At 43.6% G+C, this 17712-nt stretch carries 16 protein-coding genes; 1 reads left to right on the top strand and 15 read right to left on the bottom strand.

The features are described from left to right. Positions 1 to 13: 13 nt before the first annotated feature. The 6 genes from NQ550_RS07365 to NQ550_RS07340 form a co-directional block, all read right to left on the bottom strand. Positions 14 to 1351 carry a TrkH family potassium uptake protein gene (locus NQ550_RS07365; RefSeq protein ID WP_025576947.1) on the bottom strand — a complete coding sequence of 446 codons (1338 nt, stop codon included), beginning with the start codon at positions 1349 to 1351 and terminating at the stop codon, positions 14 to 16. 312 nt (positions 1352 to 1663) lie between these two features. Continuing rightward, on the bottom strand, positions 1664 to 2692 hold the full coding sequence (locus tag NQ550_RS07360; protein ID WP_025576948.1) for an SdpI family protein: 1029 nt from the start codon (positions 2690 to 2692) through the stop codon (positions 1664 to 1666). Beyond that, positions 2676 to 2981: an autorepressor SdpR family transcription factor gene (locus NQ550_RS07355; RefSeq protein ID WP_196801867.1), complete on the bottom strand. Its 306-nt coding sequence runs from the start codon at positions 2979 to 2981 to the stop codon at positions 2676 to 2678. The genes NQ550_RS07360 and NQ550_RS07355 overlap by 17 nt, the downstream gene beginning before the upstream one ends. Before the next feature lie 272 nt (positions 2982 to 3253). Continuing rightward, positions 3254 to 3859 carry a TIGR04100 family radical SAM protein gene (locus NQ550_RS07350; RefSeq protein ID WP_008704792.1) on the bottom strand — a complete coding sequence of 202 codons (606 nt, stop codon included), beginning with the start codon at positions 3857 to 3859 and terminating at the stop codon, positions 3254 to 3256. A gap of 44 nt (positions 3860 to 3903) precedes the next feature. Next, entirely contained in the window at positions 3904 to 4440 is a 537-nt protein-coding gene (locus NQ550_RS07345; RefSeq protein ID WP_025576949.1) for a TIGR04002 family protein, read from the bottom strand. A gap of 66 nt (positions 4441 to 4506) precedes the next feature. Beyond that, a complete protein-coding gene (locus NQ550_RS07340; protein ID WP_025576950.1) occupies positions 4507 to 5376 on the bottom strand; it encodes a pyridoxamine kinase in 870 nt (289 codons plus the stop codon). A 163-nt stretch (positions 5377 to 5539) separates the two neighbouring features. Between NQ550_RS07340 and pdxR the strand changes: the two genes are divergently transcribed. Next, positions 5540 to 6865 (top strand): MocR-like pyridoxine biosynthesis transcription factor PdxR, encoded by a 1326-nt coding sequence (pdxR, locus tag NQ550_RS07335; RefSeq protein WP_029676788.1) that lies wholly within the window; start codon positions 5540 to 5542, stop codon positions 6863 to 6865. Here pdxR and NQ550_RS07330 read toward each other — a convergent pair whose 3' ends face one another. The 9 genes from NQ550_RS07330 to cobM form a co-directional block, all read right to left on the bottom strand. Continuing rightward, positions 6866 to 7510, bottom strand: a complete 645-nt coding sequence (locus NQ550_RS07330; protein ID WP_008704797.1) for a precorrin-8X methylmutase — start codon at positions 7508 to 7510, stop codon at positions 6866 to 6868. A 93-nt stretch (positions 7511 to 7603) separates the two neighbouring features. Continuing rightward, entirely contained in the window at positions 7604 to 9112 is a 1509-nt protein-coding gene (locus tag NQ550_RS07325; protein WP_025576952.1) for a cobyric acid synthase, read from the bottom strand. A 32-nt stretch (positions 9113 to 9144) separates the two neighbouring features. Next, on the bottom strand, positions 9145 to 10188 hold the full coding sequence (locus NQ550_RS07320) for a pyridoxal phosphate-dependent aminotransferase (protein ID WP_025576953.1): 1044 nt from the start codon (positions 10186 to 10188) through the stop codon (positions 9145 to 9147). Positions 10189 to 10255: 67 nt separating this feature from the next. Then, the gene (gene cbiB / locus NQ550_RS07315; protein ID WP_025576954.1) at positions 10256 to 11233 is read right to left on the bottom strand and encodes an adenosylcobinamide-phosphate synthase CbiB; all 978 of its coding nucleotides are present in this window, start codon (positions 11231 to 11233) and stop codon (positions 10256 to 10258) included. Between the two features lie 100 nt (positions 11234 to 11333). Continuing rightward, the gene (locus NQ550_RS07310; RefSeq protein ID WP_025576955.1) at positions 11334 to 12728 is read right to left on the bottom strand and encodes a cobyrinate a,c-diamide synthase; all 1395 of its coding nucleotides are present in this window, start codon (positions 12726 to 12728) and stop codon (positions 11334 to 11336) included. Positions 12729 to 12902: 174 nt separating this feature from the next. Then, entirely contained in the window at positions 12903 to 14954 is a 2052-nt protein-coding gene (cobK, locus tag NQ550_RS07305; RefSeq protein ID WP_025576956.1) for a precorrin-6A reductase, read from the bottom strand. Next, positions 14947 to 15678: a precorrin-3B C(17)-methyltransferase gene (cobJ, locus tag NQ550_RS07300; protein WP_022381463.1), complete on the bottom strand. Its 732-nt coding sequence runs from the start codon at positions 15676 to 15678 to the stop codon at positions 14947 to 14949. The genes cobK and cobJ overlap by 8 nt, the downstream gene beginning before the upstream one ends. Further along, entirely contained in the window at positions 15671 to 16792 is a 1122-nt protein-coding gene (locus tag NQ550_RS07295; protein ID WP_025576957.1) for a cobalt-precorrin 5A hydrolase, read from the bottom strand. Before NQ550_RS07295 ends, cobJ begins: the two co-directional genes overlap by 8 nt. Before the next feature lie 73 nt (positions 16793 to 16865). Next, positions 16866 to 17642, bottom strand: a complete 777-nt coding sequence (gene cobM / locus NQ550_RS07290) for a precorrin-4 C(11)-methyltransferase (protein ID WP_019161254.1) — start codon at positions 17640 to 17642, stop codon at positions 16866 to 16868. Between the last annotated feature and the right edge of the window lie 70 nt (positions 17643 to 17712).

The raw sequence follows: 17712 nt of genomic DNA, 5'->3' as shown, positions 1-17712 counted from the left end.
ACTTTTCTCCTTCTCATCCAACTGTAATTTTCTCCAGAGGAAGCTTTGCATTTCCCTTGTTTCTTCCTGATAATACTGCATAAATCAGGGTCAGGCCGCCTACACGTCCCAGATACATCAATATGATCAGCACAACTTGTGAAAAAACATGAAGTCCCGGTGTGACTCCCAAGGTCAGACCTACCGTGCCCACAGCTGAAGCTGCTTCATACAGACAATCCAAAAGGGGAAGACCTTCGTATACGCTGATTGCAACACCTCCACAAAAGAATAATGTAAAATAGAGCATAGCTATTGTGGCTGCATTTTTTATCACATGATACTCCAGTCTCCGTCCAAAAGCCCCTGCATTTTCCTGACTGCGAAACGTTGCAATTGCATTTAAAATCAGTACCGTAAAAGTAGTTGTTTTCATTCCTCCTGCTGTAGAACCCGGCGAACCACCGATCAACATTAACAGTATCATAACCGCTTTTGATGCCTCGCTCATCTCTGAAATGTCTATGGTATTAAAGCCGGCAGTTCTTGTAGTTACCGATTGAAACATGGCAGCTAACAGGCGTTCTCCTGCAGGCAGGTTTTTCAGATCACAGGCAAAGAAAAAAACTGCCGGAAAAATAATCAGGCATACAGTAGTCATAAGAATAATCTTGCTTTGCATGCGGTAACGTTTAAAATTCATTTTATTCCTATAAATATCATCCCAGGTAAGAAAACCAATTCCCCCTGTGATGATCAGCAGCATAATTACCACATTTATAAGGATATTTCCGGAATAGCCCGTCAGAGACGGAAAAGCATTATCTGCTGTTCCCAGAATGTCAAATCCTGCATTACAAAAAGCAGAAACAGAATGAAAGGCTGCCATCCAGATTCCCTTTAAGCCATAATCCGATACAAAAACCGGCAACAATAACATAGCTCCTGCTGCTTCAATCAAAAAAGTCCCCTTTAAAATGAACCTTGTCAATCTGACGATTCCTCCAACTTTAGGTGCTGAAATTGCATCCTGCATTGTACTTCTTTGCATGAGAGATATTTTTTTCCCTGAAAGAAGCGAAACCGCTGCCGCTACGGTTACTACTCCAAATCCACCTATTTGTATAAGCGCAAGAATAACCGTCTGTCCGAACACAGACCAGTAACTTCCGCTGTCCTTTACTACAAGCCCTGTAACGCATACTGCCGAAGTGGCTGTAAAAAGCGCCTCATGAAATGGCGTCGGCATTTTCTCCAAAGATGAAACCGGAAGCATCAGCAAAATACTTCCCAAAAGAATCACACCTGCAAATCCCAGAATAATCAGCTGAAAAGACGTCAGATGTTTTTTCTTACACATTTTTTCCGGCATAAATAATCATAACTCCTTACTAATGATTCTATAGCAATATCTTCATAATGCGTTTTATTATATACAATTGCTTTCAAAGATAGTATAAAAGTCTATGATTCCGTATTAAGATTGTATAAAGACAGTCAACACTTTTACACAAGACGTATCAGCATATGGCATAATCTTATTGATGTAGAACTGTCTGTTTATCATAGAAATCACCTTCATGGTTCCATGATACCCGCAATCGCATCAAAAAATAACAGGTATTGTGATTTATAACCGCAATACCTGTTATTTTGCTACTTGTCTGATTCGATTAAACACACACTAATTCATCTGACATTTCTCTCTGAGAGTGTCATAAATTTTCTTTGTTTCTGATTCATCTGCGCCATTTACCACCAATATTTTTCCGCCTATATCCATAACTACATATGAGTGGCAGGATGCATGGGTGTAGCGGATATAATCTCCATAAATATCATTTCTGAAATTTCCCATACCATACTTCAGGTTTCCCATACCATTTGTTCTGCGATCATTCCCATTTTGAAATAAATTTTCTTTGTATGAGATACTGTCAATCTGCTCATAATCCACTGTATAATCACTCCATCCCTGTACCTCAACAGTAAAATCATTATCATGGAAACTGATATCAATACCACCCCAGAACAAAGTCCATATAGTAAATATTACGACAAAAACTGATACGATTACATATATCACGATTGTCTTCTTGTTATACTGGATTTTTAATTTTTCTCCGGCTTCCATTTTTTTCTTATAAAAAAGATAAGAATAAAGAATGCTGACAATTGCAGCAGCCATAATGCTCACAATATACAAAACCAAAGCAGCAATGCTTTCTCCAAAAAGGCCGCAAAGCATACATAAGACACCTGATGCCACCCATAATTTTCCACTGAATCTATGAGTTGCACTCCAGTTTTCTTCATCCTGCAATGTCCATACAACCCTGATTCCTATGGTGTTATTCTGTTTCACCTTTGGCAAATAATTTCCTATGATCATAAACAGTAATCCTGTTCCAAAGTAAATTACTGCCATAAACAGATTCTCACTATCCGCATCCATACTGATCAGTCTTGCCATACCATTATAGATTAACGCGGTAACAGGTATCATCCATATGACCATCCCTATAACCTTGCTGCTCTGCTGTCTGTTCCTGTTGTCATAAAAGATGATTGTCACCAGTATACAATCTGTCACTACAAAAAACACGTTTATCCATATGCTCTGCGCCATCGTAAAACCCACCAAAATTCCTGCAAGCATTACCAGTACAGAACAGATCAATGTACCTTTATATTTTTTAATCATTTCCTTCATAATCCGATACCCCCTTTAAGTCTGTGATCCACAACATAACATCCTCCAATACAGAAGTATTTAGTTCGTAATAAATAAATTTTCCTTCCCTTTTGCTCCTGATCAGATCAGCATCCTTTAATATTGCCAGATGTCTGGATATAGACGCCCCAGTCACTGAAAAATGTTCACATATCTCTCCTGCTGAAAGCCGTCCGCCCTTTAACAAATTTAGAATCTCACGTCGTATTGGATCTGCCAGTGCTTTCAATGTATCCTGTAATCCCAATAGTTCATCACAGCCTTTCATTTAACATTTAACCTAATTGTTAAATATAACATAGTATAAAGAATATCATATGTCAAGTGCACTCTCTTATTGCTTATTACTTATTACTTATTACTTTTTGCAATTTTCGAAGAAGGGGACTTCATCCTGCCCGGAAGGCTTTTTATGTTATAGGAACATTACGGAATAATTTCCTATAACATAAAAAATAAGCAGCCACGCACGGTAAGGTGCATGACTGCTGTAGTTTTCAGACAAATTTAAAAGCAAAAGCAGAAATTTTCTATTCTGTATCACGGTGAATATTTTCTTACTCTTAACGGAATCCCATTCTGAGCAGCCAGGATTTTACTCTGCTCTACTTTTTCCTCGCCAATCACATCTACAACTGTGAAGCGTACATCATCAAGATACTGCTTGCAGTCTCTTGCAAATTTCAGCATGGCGTCAAAGGACTTCTCGCCGTATGCTGGACGGACTACTTCATTGTAGGAAGCTGCATCCGGCATATTCAGGCTGATGGATATACTGTCTACAGCCTGACAGATTTCTTCTGCAGTAGAACGTTTGTGAATCAGATCAGATAAGCCGTTGGTATTCAGCCTGATCCGGAATGGGTATCTTTCCCTGATATATTTGCTTACTGCTATAAGGTTCTCAAGAGCCATGGTCGGTTCTCCGTATCCGCAGAAAACCACTTCATTACAGTCTGAAAAATCAAACTCATCAATGGCTTTGTAAATCTCTTCCAATGCAGGTTCATGTTCAAACCAGAGATTGGATGCCTCACCGATGGCATCCTCTGTATTTCGGATGCAGAAAGTGCATCTGCATGGACATTTATTGGTGATGTTAAAATATACCTGGTTTTTATATCTGTATATGATATCTGTTGTCATTTTATATTTTCCTCATTTTAAACTCAGTTATTTTATTTTTCGTATTATTTCGCAATATTCGTCTTAAATCCGATTTTATCAAGTGCAGTACCAATGATCACAAACATAATGGCACTTCCACCTGACTGTACAATACTTCCGCTGACAGAGGTAAAGAAGGATGCTGTAAATCCAAACATAATTCCTTCTGCAATATAGTATCCTGTTGCTGAGATGGCGAATGCAAGGAATAATGCAACTACATTTTTCTTTGTGACCAGCTTTGTTCCTTTAGAAGAAAACGGAAGACAGATCAGCATTTTGATAATTATGGTTGCAGGCGCCCATACAGGTGCTGTCAGAAGATCTGCCAGGCCACCTCCGATCGCTCCTGCCGCACATGCGTAAGGTAGTGGCAGAAATGCTGCTGCCAGATAGATCATCGTGTCGCCCAGATGTACATATCCTCCGTTCACCCCTACCGGAATGTGGAAAATATAAGCTGTCATTAAAGTAGTCAATGCTGCCATTACCGCTGTGGCTGTGATCCTTTTCACTGTATCGGCCGTTTTGATGTTTTCTTTTGCTGTTAATTCAGACATAATATGGTCCCTCCTGTTATATATTTTACTTAACTATCCGGCATTTGGTATCTATGATTTCCTGTTTTATATCTGTGTCAGTATCCCCAGATATTTTTCAAAGCAGACTCCGTCATTTCTGTCAGTTCCTTCTTCCACTGCATCGTGAATAGCTCCTCCCAGAAATTCAACAGCCTTCTCCACACATGCTTTCATGGGAATCCCTCTCACCATTCCCGCACTCAGTACAGATGCCAGAAGATCTCCTGTTCCGGAATAACTGCCGCCCTCTTTTACAGAAAAACACCAGTCTGCTTTTTCTTTCTCCAGAACCAGATTTCCCATTCGTGCTCTGCCGTCACTGCCGGACACCTCTACTCCTGTGATCACAATTGCTTCCAGCCCAAAACGCTGAGTCAGTTCTCTGCCGGATGTTTCTATTTCCTTAAGCAACTGTGTTTCTTCCATATCAGAAAGTGCTTTCATTCTTTCTTTCATCCCCTCTTCTCCATACAGAAGAAGAAGTGCCTCTGTCAGGTTCGGCGTAATCACTGTAGCTTCTCTGACCAGAGTCCGCATTTTTTCACAGAGAGTCTCTGAATAGGTTTTGTATGTTTCCCCTCTGTCTCCCATAACCGGATCAACCAGGATATGTGTTCCCTCTGTGCAGAACATATCTACAAATTTCAGAATCAGATCCACCTGTCTGGCGTCTCCCAGAAATCCTGTATAAACACCATCCGGTGTAAATCCCGTTTTTTTCCACTCATCCATGATCAGCTCCATCCGGTCTGTATAATCATCCCAGAAATAAGATCCATATCCTGTCTGATTACTCAATATTGCGGTGGGCAGCGGACAAGCCTGGACTCCCATGGCGGAAATTACAGGAATCGCTGCTGTAAGAGAGCATTTCCCCAGACCGGACAGATCATGAATTACTGCAATTTTTTTCAATTTTTTATTCCTCTTGCTTTCTTTTATGCTTTGTATTAATATAGCATCACAGTGGATATATGAATATAGCCAGATTTAATGTTTTTTTAAGGGTCAGTTTATTTTTAACCCTATAGCAATTCAAGAATGCCATCAGCATGTTTGAAGGATCGGAGTTTTACATATGGAATTGATTTTAGATAAGAATAAAAAAAAGGAGCACCTGTATCTGGAGGTGTTCCACTATTACAGGGAGCTGATCATGGAGAAAAAGCTCCTGCCCGGAAGCAGGATGCCCTCCCTTCGAAAATGTTCACAGGAGCTGAAGCTGAGCCGCACTACCATTGAAAATGCCTATCTGCAGCTGGCTGCGGAGGGATATATTATCTCCAAAGCCCAGAGCGGATACTATGTGACAGATATAGCTGACAGGCAACACTCAACTGTCAGAAAAACAGAGAAACATGCTCAGACACCTTGCCGGTTTGATTTTGCTTCTTCAGGAGTAGATCGGGAGAGTTTCCGTTTTGACCTTTGGAGACGTTATATCAAAAGCGCTCTTCGCCAGGATGAAAGATTACTGTCTTATGGAGAACCTCAGGGTGAGGCTGACCTGAGAGATACACTTGCCGATTATGTGAGAGAACGTAGAAACGTGCTATGTAGTGGGGAGGATATTGTGATCGGTGCAGGTATTCAGAGTCTTTTGCACATCCTCTGCCCGCTCCTTGAGCAACGTCGGACTGTTTCTTTTCCCAATCCTTCTTTTGTACAGGGAAGCACTGTGTTTCATGACTATGGGTTTCAGATAGATTACAGGAATAAGGACTGTGATATTATTTATGTTTCTCCTGCACATATGACAAAATGGGGTGATATTATGCCTGTTTCCAGACGCCTGGAGCTGGTGAATTACTCTGCTGCACATGGCAGTCTGGTCATTGAGGATGATTTTGAAAATGAATTTGTGTATCTGCAGAAGCCGACCCCTTCTCTTTTTGGTCTGGCAGGCGGTCAGAATGTGGTGTATCTGGGAACCTTTTCCAGACTTCTGCTGCCCTCCATCCGTATCAGTTTTATGGTCCTGCCTCCGGAGCTGTCTGCACTGTACAGAAAAAAAGCAGACCAATATAATCAGACAGCATCAAAGGCAGAGCAGATTGCTCTGTGCCAATTTATCCGGGATGGTCACCTGGCAGCACAGACCCGTAAGCTGAAACGTCTGTATTCTGTAAAGCTGAAAGCACTCCGCAGTGCTGTGCGGGAAGTATTTGGAAAAGATTCCCAGATCCAGACCGGAGCCGCAGGTACCAGCCTGGCCCTGACTCTGTCCACAACTCTTACCTGGCAGGAGCTTCAAAAAAAGGCACAGACCAATGGTCTGCGCCTGCAGCTTCTGAGAGAGGCTCCCGGTAAGATTACCCTGATCCTCTCCTGCTCCTCCATGCCTGTAGCAGATTTCGTCCCGGCATGCAAGCTGTTAAAGGATATCAGTCAGATACAAAATTAATTAGTATCCTCTGTTATTATCAATCATATAAAGCAATGCATTACAGATACATGCGGCAACATTGCTTCCGCCCTTTCTTCCTCTGGCTACAATATAAGGTACGTCTGCCTGCATGATCAGTTCCTTGGACTGAACCACGTTTACAAAGCCTACCGGCACACCGATGATCAGCTCAGGATCCAGCTTGCCATCCTCAATCAGTTCATAGAGACGTACCAGCGCAGTGGGGGCATTTCCGATGGCAAAGATCAGCTTCTTTCCCATGGCAGCAGCCTTATCCATGCTGGCTGTAGCTCTTGTGGTTCCGTTGGCTTTGGCTGTGGCAGCTACGTCCTCGTCAGAGATAAAGCAGAATACTTCTCCGCCGTAACGGGAAAGGACTCTCTTGTTGATCCCGGACTCTGCCATGTGTGTATCTGTCACAATGCAGGCACCGTCTTTGATAGCAGCAATTGCTTTCTCAACTGCATTCTCAGAGAAACAGAGATTCTCTGCATAATCAAAGTCTGCGCTTGTGTGAATACATCTTTTTACGATCAGCTCTGTTCCGGGAACCAGCTTTTTATCTCCAAGTTCCTCCGTGATGATCTCAAAGCTGCGTTTCTCTATATCCATTGGTTTTACATTTTCCAGTTCTACTTTCATTCCTTATCTCCCAAATTCCATAAATTCCCGTATACAATAGTTACATCTATCACTCATTGGCTTATCTAGTATGGCTCACCATACAGTTCCGGATCAGATTCCCTGCTCCAGAATTTCATAGATTTTCTTCATATCCAGATGCTTCCTCAGTTCTGCTGCCAGGATATCATACTGGGTTTCTTTAAATGCTGCAAAATCGATTCCTGTCATCTGAGATACATCAATTCCCTTTTTCTCACCCAGAACACGTACAACAGCCTCTGCCACATCTTCCCTGTCAAAAACTCCATGGACATAGGTTCCGCAGACATTTTTACAATATGCACCGTCTTCCTTACACTCTCCTGATACCTGATCTTCAATGGATACACTGTGTCCGGCTTCACCTTTTAACACAGTTTCTCCCATATGGATCTCGTAACCCTCCAGTTCTGCGCCGGAAAGTGCCTGCAGTTCTCCCTCCAGTTCCAGGAATCTGCCGGAAACTCTGGTTCTGGTTTTCTTTTCTGCAAAAACAGTATCCATAGGAAGCAGTCCCATTCCCTTGATGGTTCCTCCGGCTTCCACATGATGAGGGTCACTTAAGGTCTCACCCAGCATCTGATAACCGCCACAGATTCCAAAGATGATCTTACCCTTTGCAGCTTCCTTCAAAACTGCAGCTTCCAGACCATTAGCCCGCATCCACAGCAGATCTTCCATTGTATTTTTTGTTCCTGGAAGGATGATCATATCCGGATTTTTCAGTTCACTGACATGCTGTACATATCTCAAGGAAACTCCCGGGATACTTTCCAGTGGATTAAAATCTGTGAAATTGGAGATCCTTGGCACCCGGATCACTGCAATATCAATAAGATCCACTTCCTGTTTTCTGTCAAATCTTTCTGTGAGGCTGTCCTCATCCTCCACCTGAATATCCAGATACGGAGCCACTCCCACTACAGGGATATGGCTTCTCTCCTCCAGCATCTGCACTCCCGGATCAAGGATGGTCTTGTCGCCGCGGAATTTGTTGATAATCAGACCCTTTACCATCTCTCTTTCATCCGCTTCCAGAAGCTCCACTGTACCGATCAACTGTGCAAAAACACCACCTCTGTCAATATCTCCCACCAGAAGCACCGGTGCCTTTGCCATCTTTGCCATTCCCATATTTACGATATCTTCTGTTTTCAGATTAATCTCCGCCGGGCTTCCGGCCCCCTCGATCACAATGATATCATTTTCTGATGCCAGTTTATCATAGGCCTTCATAATGTCAGGCACCAGCTTTTTCTTATATTTAAAATAATCTCTGGCACTCATGGTTCCCAGGACTTCTCCGTTTACGATCACCTGGGAGCCTACATCATTGGTAGGCTTCAGAAGAATGGGGTTCATCAGCACAGAAGGCTTAATTCCGGCTGCTTCCGCCTGCATCACCTGAGCTCTGCCCATCTCCAGCCCCTCTTCTGTAATAAAAGAGTTCAGTGCCATATTCTGGGATTTAAAGGGTGCCACCCTGTATCCATCCTGTTTAAAAATCCTGCAAAGCCCTGCTGCCAGAAGGCTTTTTCCTGCATTGGACATTGTCCCCTGCACCATAATCGCTTTTGCCATTTTTTGTTTCCCCTTTTCTCCTGTATAAATACTTATGAAAGCACTTCTTCCAGTACCTCTATCAGCTTTTCATTCTGTTCATGCAGCTTCACTGCCACACGGTAATATCCTTTTTTCAGCCCCAGATAGTTACTGCAATCCCGGATCAGGATCCCCTTTGCAACACATCTTTCAAAGAGATCCTCAGGTCCGTAAAAGAATATATAATTTGCTTCAGAAGGATATACCGTCAGCCCAACCTGTCTCATCTTTTCCTTCATCCATGCAGATTCCCTGAAAATGATCTGCTGTCCTGCTTCCACATATTCTGATTCCTTCAATGCTGCCATTCCTGCCTGCTGTGCCATGGTAGACACATTCCAGGGCTGAGTGACTGCCTCCATCCGGTCAAGTACTTCCCCGTCCGAACAGAATCCATAGCCCAGACGCACACCGGGGATCGCATATCTTTTGGTAAATGCCTTAAGAATAAAAAGTCCCGGATATTTTGCCAGTTTTTCTTTCAGCGTATGTTTCTCCGGATCTTTTACAAAATCCAGGAAGCACTCATCTACTACCATAAATATTCCCTGTATGACACAGGTTTCCAGGATTTCTTCCAGAAGGTCCTGAGGTATGGTGATCCCTGTAGGATTATTGGGATTACACAGGAAAATAATATCCGGCTTTTCCCTTTTCAGAACATCCGGATAATCTTTCTGTATACAGAAATCATTTTCCTCTTTCAGATAATATCTGCTGATCTCACAGCCAACACTGACCAGTGCCTGTTCATACTCCGCAAAGGTAGGAGCAGGAAGAAGGGCCTTCTTTGGATTCAATGCCCTGCTGAGGGAAAAAATAAGGTCTGCGGCTCCATTCCCGCAGATCAGATATTCTTTTTTTGTATGTTCATAATCTGCGATTGCCTCTTTCAGAGGTCCGCATCCTACACGGGGATAATCACTCAGGTCCTCTACACTGTCTATGATCGCCTGCTTTACACTCTGCGGTGTTCCCAGAGGGTTACAGTTTGCAGAGAAATCCAGACAGTGATCATATTTATAAACATCACCGCCATGTATATGTTTTGTCATCAGTTGTCTCCTGTCTTACTATACATGTTTTATATTAATAACTATTCAGCAATCCACGTTACCGGAATTATAAAAAGAAACAATATCGCACTGCGCTTCCGATCAGAAGAAATATCACAGCCCCCAGAATCGCTGTTGCATAAAGCAGGTGATTGGAACGTCTGATATCCTCCACCTCCACAGGGCGGATTCCATCTCCTATGGTTGGTTTCTCATAAAGCTTTCCGAAATAGTAAGCATTGCCTGCAAGCTGTATGTCCAGCGCACCTGCCATTGCGGCCTCTGTCTGTGCAGAATTGGGGCTGGCATGATTTCTTCTGTCTCTGCGGTAGATCTTGGCTGCATTTTTCCCATCCATTTTTACAAATGCAGAGGCTGCCACCATCAGCCATCCTGAAAGTCTGGCTGGAATATAATTGGCCACATCATCCAGCTTTGCTGCACAGCGGCCGAAATACAGATATTTATCATTCTTATAACCCAGCATAGAATCCATGGTATTGATTCCCTTGTAAAGAAACATCAGCCACACTCCGCCGATTGCCATATAAAGCATCGGTGCTATGACACCGTCAGAAGCATTCTCTGCCACAGTCTCTACTGCCGCCTTTGTAACCCCCTCCTCTGTCAGCGACTGGGTATCACGACCTACGATCATAGATACTGCATAACGGGCTTCATCCAAAGTTCCGTTTTTCAGTCTGTCATAGACTTTCATGCTCTCTGTTTTCAGAGATTTCGTTGCCAGAAGCTGATAACACCAGAAGGTTTCCAGTGCAAATCCCGCCCATACTGAGATTCCATAGAGAATATGCAGCATCAAAAATGGGATTCCACCGCTTAACAGACAGACAAGGATCACTTCCACTGTACCTGCAGCCAGTTCGCCCTTATCTGTTTTCGGAAAAATCTTCCGAAGTATTTTTTCCAGAAATGCGATCAGATTTCCGATCAGACATACCGGATGATACAGCCATCTGGGATCTCCTATCATAAGATCAAGTATGAAGCCTGCTGCAAGGGCAGGCATACTGTAATATAACATAATTATAAAACTCCTTGATGCCTTCCGGATGTTTCAATATTTCTGAAACGCCCGGAATTCGGTAATTTACTACTATTTTACCACCTCTAAATCCAGCTCATTATTCTTTTGAATTATGATATTCCAGACATTTCATGAGAAAAGCCCTGGGAATCTGGGGATTTCCATAATAATAGATATGAGGATATCCTGCCAGCAGGTTACTACTGCTGTGCATACAGTCCCAGCCTCTTTTACTTAAAGGCTTCGCTGCATGGAAATCACTTCCACAGTTCTCTGAATCAAAATAGTGGAATTCATGGGCCGGAATCTCACCAATCTCCTCTGCACTTCTACCAAAAACAGGTTTCCCGGCGGTTAATGTGATATATCCAAATCTGGTCAGTCTGGGAGTGCGGAAACATTTTCCGGGAATCACTCCGCAGGTTTTCCGGAACACTCCATTCATATCCTCCATCTGCTCATGAAGATACATAAAGCCTCCGCATTCTGCCATACATGGCACGCCCTGTTTAACTGCCTGTGCAATCTCCTCTTTCATGGATGCATTGCGTTCCAGTGCCTCTCCATTTAATTCCGGATAACCGCCATAGAGAAGAATCCCATCCAGATTTGCAGGAAGATGTTCATCATGAATTGGCGAGAAATCAACCAGCTCTGCCCCCATTTCCTGAAGGAGACGAAAATTGTCTTCATAAAAGAAACAAAAGGCTTCATCCTTTGCCACTCCGATACGCAGCTTCTGTGGCAGACAATATCCATATGTCCTGTCTTTCTGTATCAGAGATTCCGGCACTTGCAGATCCTCTGCATTTTTGGCAAGTGCAAGGATCCTGTCGATCTCCAGTGTGTCTTCCAATATTCCGGCCAGCTTCTGCAAACGTTCCTTCAGATCAGAAATCTCCTCAGGAAGCACAAGACCCAGATGACGGCTCTCGATCACACAGTCCTCTACCTTTGGCACATATCCAAGAACCTCCACCTCAAGCTGTTCTTCCACCAGCTTCTTCATTCTGGGATAAAGCATGGGAGACATCTGGTTAAAGATCACGCCTTTGATATGGCTTTTCTCTTTGTACTCCATAAAACCTTTGATATAAGCTGCCAGGGAAATACTCATTCCTCTGCTGTTTACCACAAGGATGACCGGAGTATCTGTGGTATCTGCCAGGTCATAGGCGCTTGCTTTCGTGGATATTCCACCCACGCCGTCATAATAGCCCATAACACCTTCCATCACTGCAATATCGCAGTCTGCTGCATTTTTTCCAAGCAGGTATCGGGTAGTCTCGGCATCTGTAAAAAAGGTATCCAGATTACGGGATTTCGTCCCGATGACCCTGGAATGAAACATGGGATCTATATAATCCGGTCCGCATTTAAAAGATGCCACTTTCATTTTTCGATTGACCAGTGTCTGCAGAAGTCCGCAGGTGATCAGTGTTTTGCCACTGCCGCTGGCTCCTGCTGCAAGAAGTATTCTTGGAATATTCATCCCTGTTCTCCTCTGTTTCTGGTTACTGTTCACTCCGTTTCCAGTGTAGTGCGTGAACAGTAACCTGTTTCTGTCCTATATTTTTTCAACAATTTCAGGGCATTCCAATCTATTAACTGTTAATCTGTATTTCCTTAACTGTTAATTTGTAATCCCTGATATCTGCATCATTTGTTATTTCCCGGGATTCTGAAGTGTAATAATATAAATAGGATTCTCGCCCATCATCATATGATAACGTCCGATTGCCTTTGAACGTGCCGCACTTAACTGCACGATTTCATTTTCTTCAAATCCAAACTCTTTCGCTGTTTCCAATGCTTCAGACACAGTTTCAAGAGTGATACAGTTGATCACGATCCGGACCTGAGGGTTCTTTTCAACCAGCAGCTTCACGATCTCTTTCAGATTTCCTGACGAGCCTCCGATAAAAGCATGGGTTGGTGCCGGAAGATCTTTCAGAGCCTCCGGTGCAAGTCCTTCCACGATCTCCAGATTATCCGCTGCAAATTTCAACTTATTCCGGTGGATCAGTTCAACTGCATCTTCCTTTTTCTCGATTGCCCATACCTGCCCCTGATGAGCACGAAGTGCCATCTCTATTGACAGTGAGCCTGTTCCTGCGCCCACATCATAGCAGACGGAATCAGCAGTCAGTCGCAGTTTGGAAAGGGATACCGTACGCACCTCTTCCTTTGTCATAGGCGCTTTGCCTCTGATAAATTCTTCATCTCTGATCCCATGCGTCTCCAGGCGTGTTCCTGCATTTTCATTTACTGCACAGATGACAGACAAAGGATCACCCTTATATTCTGTCAGTTCGCTGGCTGGTTTTACAAAAATCTTCTCATTTTCATAAGACAGATTCTCTCCCACATAAAGGAGCACATCACCCATCCCGTATTTTACCAGTTTCTCTGCCAGAACTGCTACACCGTCTGAGGTTCCAAGTATGGAAAATACTTTCTCCGCATAACAGATATGTGAGATAAGATTACATCCTCTTCCATGTGCACTGACGATTTTGGCATCATCCCAGGACAATCCTATTTGGGACATAAAATATACAACTGAGGAAATCCCGCACTGAATCTCTATCTCTGTATTATTTTGTGCTGAACTATCCCGTTCTTCCTCACTCTTCTCTGATCCGTTCTTTCTCTGTACTCTCAGATCCGCACTGTCCTGACACAGTACTTCCAGAAGTTTTCTGGCCCCGCTGTAGAAGCCCACATCTCCGGAAAGGACGATTACAATATTGTCATACTCCGGGTGTGCATCAATATAATCCCTGATCTCCTGGCTTCTGTATTCCACGAACACATCCTGTCCCGGACGTTTCACAGAATCCACCATCCTCCTGGCACCGATCAGAAGATCCGCCTGATCCAGGCTGTTCTTACCCTGGACAGTGAGAAGTTTTTGACTTCCCATTCCAATTCCCAGCAATGTAATATGCGGTCTGTGGGCTAAGCTGAAATGTTCTGTAAGAAATCTCTTACATTCTCTCACAGACATGCCTTCCTCCTTCAGAGGACGCCCGATGATCACAGGAACTGCATCACATTCCAGGGCAGCATCAATCTTATCCTGAAATCCCCCTGCTTTTCCTGTATCCTTTGTGACCAGATATCTGCAGTCATACTGTCTGAGCATTGCAGCATTCAGCTCTCTGGAAAAAGGCCCCTGCATTCCTATCAGATGTTTTCCCTCAAATCCCAGCTCTGCACAGGCTTTCATCACATTGGGCAGAGAAAGGACTCTTGCATAAAGACGGTTCTGATAATCCTTCATGCCTGTGAAACCGGCCAGTTCCTTGCTTCCTGTTGTCAGCAATACATTTCCCTGTGTCTGATCCAGATAATCTGTAGCAGCCTGAACACTGTCCACATATACTGCCCTGTCCTCATGTTCCCCAGCCTCTCTCAACACCCTGTAATATGCTGTCTGCGTATTTTCACAGGCTGTCCTGATATTTACAGTCACCTCAGCAGCATAAGGATGGGTAGCATCCAGCACCATTTCCGGTTTCTCCTGTAAAAAGACCTCTTCCATGTCCGCTGCATCCAGTCTTCCGGTCTGAACAGTGAGAAATTCATTTTCTGTAAGAGATTTGCTGCCATATTCTGTGGCAACAAATCCCTTTGTCTCTATCTTATGATCTGCCAGAAACCGGCAGATCTCGTATCCTTCTGTTGTTCCCGCAAAAACAAGAACTTTATACATTCCTATATCCCCTCGGTGTTACCATCTTATTGTTGATTTCCTTTGTCTGAGAATTACCGATAAATACTGTAGTAAACATATCCACCTGTGTATCTCTCAGTTCTTTTAATGTCATTACATGAGCTTCCTCGCCGTCTCTTGCGATATTGGAAACTGTTCCGCAGATGGTATCCGGTGATTTGTATTTCATCATCAGATCACAGGCTTTCTGCAGGTAATCATGACGTTTTTTACTTGACGGATTGTAAAGGCATACAACAAAATCTGCCTGAGCTGCTGCCAGAAGTCTTGCCTCTATCTTTTCCCATGGTGTGAGAAGGTCACTTAAGCTGATCAGACAGAAGTCATGGATCAGAGGTGCACCCAGAACAGCAGCTCCGCCTGTTGCAGCTGTCACACCCGGAATGATCTCCAGTTCTGTTTCCGGATAATTGACACCAACCTCATACATCAGACCTGCCATACCGTAAACTCCTGCATCACCGCTGCAGATCATGGAAACAGTCTTGCCTTTTTTTGCCTCTTCAAAGGCAAGGACACAGCGGTCCACTTCCTTTTTCATTGGTGTAGTCATAAATTCTTTTCCCGGAAAATATTCCTTCACCAGGTCTACATATACGGTATATCCGATGATCGCATCACTTTCATTCATGGCGCGGATCGCTTTTCCTGTCATCTGGTCATAAGCTCCCGGTCCGATTCCGATTACATATATTTTACTCAAAATGTATCCTCCATTCTCTGGCAGCCACTGCTGTGGTCACACCATTTTCTCCTGTTTTTCTCTGCAGCAGCCTGCCATTTCCACTGGCAAGGACTGCACTTCTCTCACAGACATTGTCCACACCTGTGATCTTTTTTACAAAAGGTGAGGGAGTAAATTCTCCAGGCACCTGTTTTAATTCTTCTTCTGTATAAGTCACAAAAGGAATCTGCCAGTCCTGTGACAATGACAGGATTCCCTTTTCTTCTTTCTTCAGATCAATGCTTGAGATCTGCTCAAATGCTTCTTTATGAAATCCGGATCTGTCCAGCACCTTCTGCGCTGCCTCTGCGATTCCACGGGCATCCTTGTCTTTCCTGCAGCCCATACCCAGAGTCAGACATTTCGGAACTACCTGTGTGGTAGAAATAAAAGGATTACAGGAAGTATGTACAGTAACCGCAACTCCGCAGTCTATATTCGTACAGTCTGTCCCTGTTCCATTAAAATCAGAGCTTTTCTGTGTTTCCTCTTCTGATCTGTCATCCATACTGTTGACAGGATTCCCATATTCGTCACACCGGGCCAGCCCCTCCGGCAGTTCGCCGTCCGTCGGAAACTCACTGTAAAATCCAACTTTCTTTCCTGCCAGAAGTGCAGCAGAGACTTCCTTTGCTGCTTTCATGTTAAAGATATTGCAATTGTTTTTCTTTGCAAAAACATCTACTGCAAAACGGTGATGCAGGTCTGTGGCTGTTGTGACCACTGGTATTGCTTCCAGAATTTCTGCTGTTTTTAGCGCCAGTTCATTGGCACCGCCCAGATGTCCTGACAGAAGGGAAATGACAAACTTTCCACACTCATCTACGACCAGCACCGCAGGGTCTGACTTCTTTGACGCTACATAAGGCGCAATGCTGCGGACGGCAATTCCGGTGGCACCGATAAAGATCAGTGCATCTGAATCAGAAAATTTCTCTCCTGCCCATGCAGAGGTACTGATCTGAATAGAATCCGGAAGATATTTACTTTTTTTATCCAGTTCTGCTGTCATACCGGCAGCTTCCAGCCCCCTGCATAATCGTTCTCCGGACTGCTGACCGGTAAGACTGAAGCATATAAGTGCAATCTTCACTGTTATATTCCTTCTCTTTCTCCTGTTTACAGTAATCTCATAAACGATAGCAATTCCTTAAGGTTACCAGATTCTATGAGTGATGTGTTTTTGATTTCACAGCTTCACGAAATTCTGTGGTAAACTCCGGATCATACAACTTGGAACGGTCATAGTGTGCTGCTGCAACTGTATCTCCAATGATCATCAGAGCTGTTTTTGTAATATTATTTTCTGCAGCCGTTTTTGCCAGTGTTCCCACTGTGCAGACGAAGGTCTTCTGTTCCGGCCAGGTTGCCTTATATACAATGGCTGCTGGTGTATCTGCTGTATAACCGCCTTCAATAAGACGTCTGCTCAGTTCTTCCAGCATTCCTGTACTTAAGAATACAACCATAGTTGCCTGATGAGCCGCAAATGACTGAATGCTTTCCTTGGACGGAACCGGAGTTCTGCCTTCCATTCGTGTAATGATCACACTCTGGGAAATGTCCGGCAAAGTATATTCCAGATTCAGGGCACTTGCAGCACCGCAGAATGCACTGACACCCGGACAGTAATCATAAGCGATATTTTTCTCATCCAGAATATCCATCTGTTCACGGATTGCACCGTAAATACATGGATCTCCGGTATGAAGGCGGACAGTTGTCTTTCCCTCTGCTTCCGCCTTCTCGATCACATGGATCACTTCCTCCAGTGTCATTTTTGCACTGTTGTGGATAGTGCAGATGTCCTTTGTATATTCCAGAAGCTTTGGATTTACCAGTGATCCTGCATAGATCACCACATCTGCTTCCTCCAGATACTGTTTTCCTCTTACTGTGATAAGATCCGGTGCTCCCGGACCTGCTCCTACGAAATGTACCATAATCTATCATTCTCCTTTTTATAAATTTATTTCAACTGTTCAATACTTTCACAGTTGTGAGTCAAAATCC

The organism is Blautia wexlerae DSM 19850, assembly GCF_025148125.1.
GTDB classification, from domain to species: domain Bacteria; phylum Bacillota; class Clostridia; order Lachnospirales; family Lachnospiraceae; genus Blautia_A; species Blautia_A wexlerae.
This window is presented reverse-complemented; position numbering and strand designations above follow the sequence as displayed.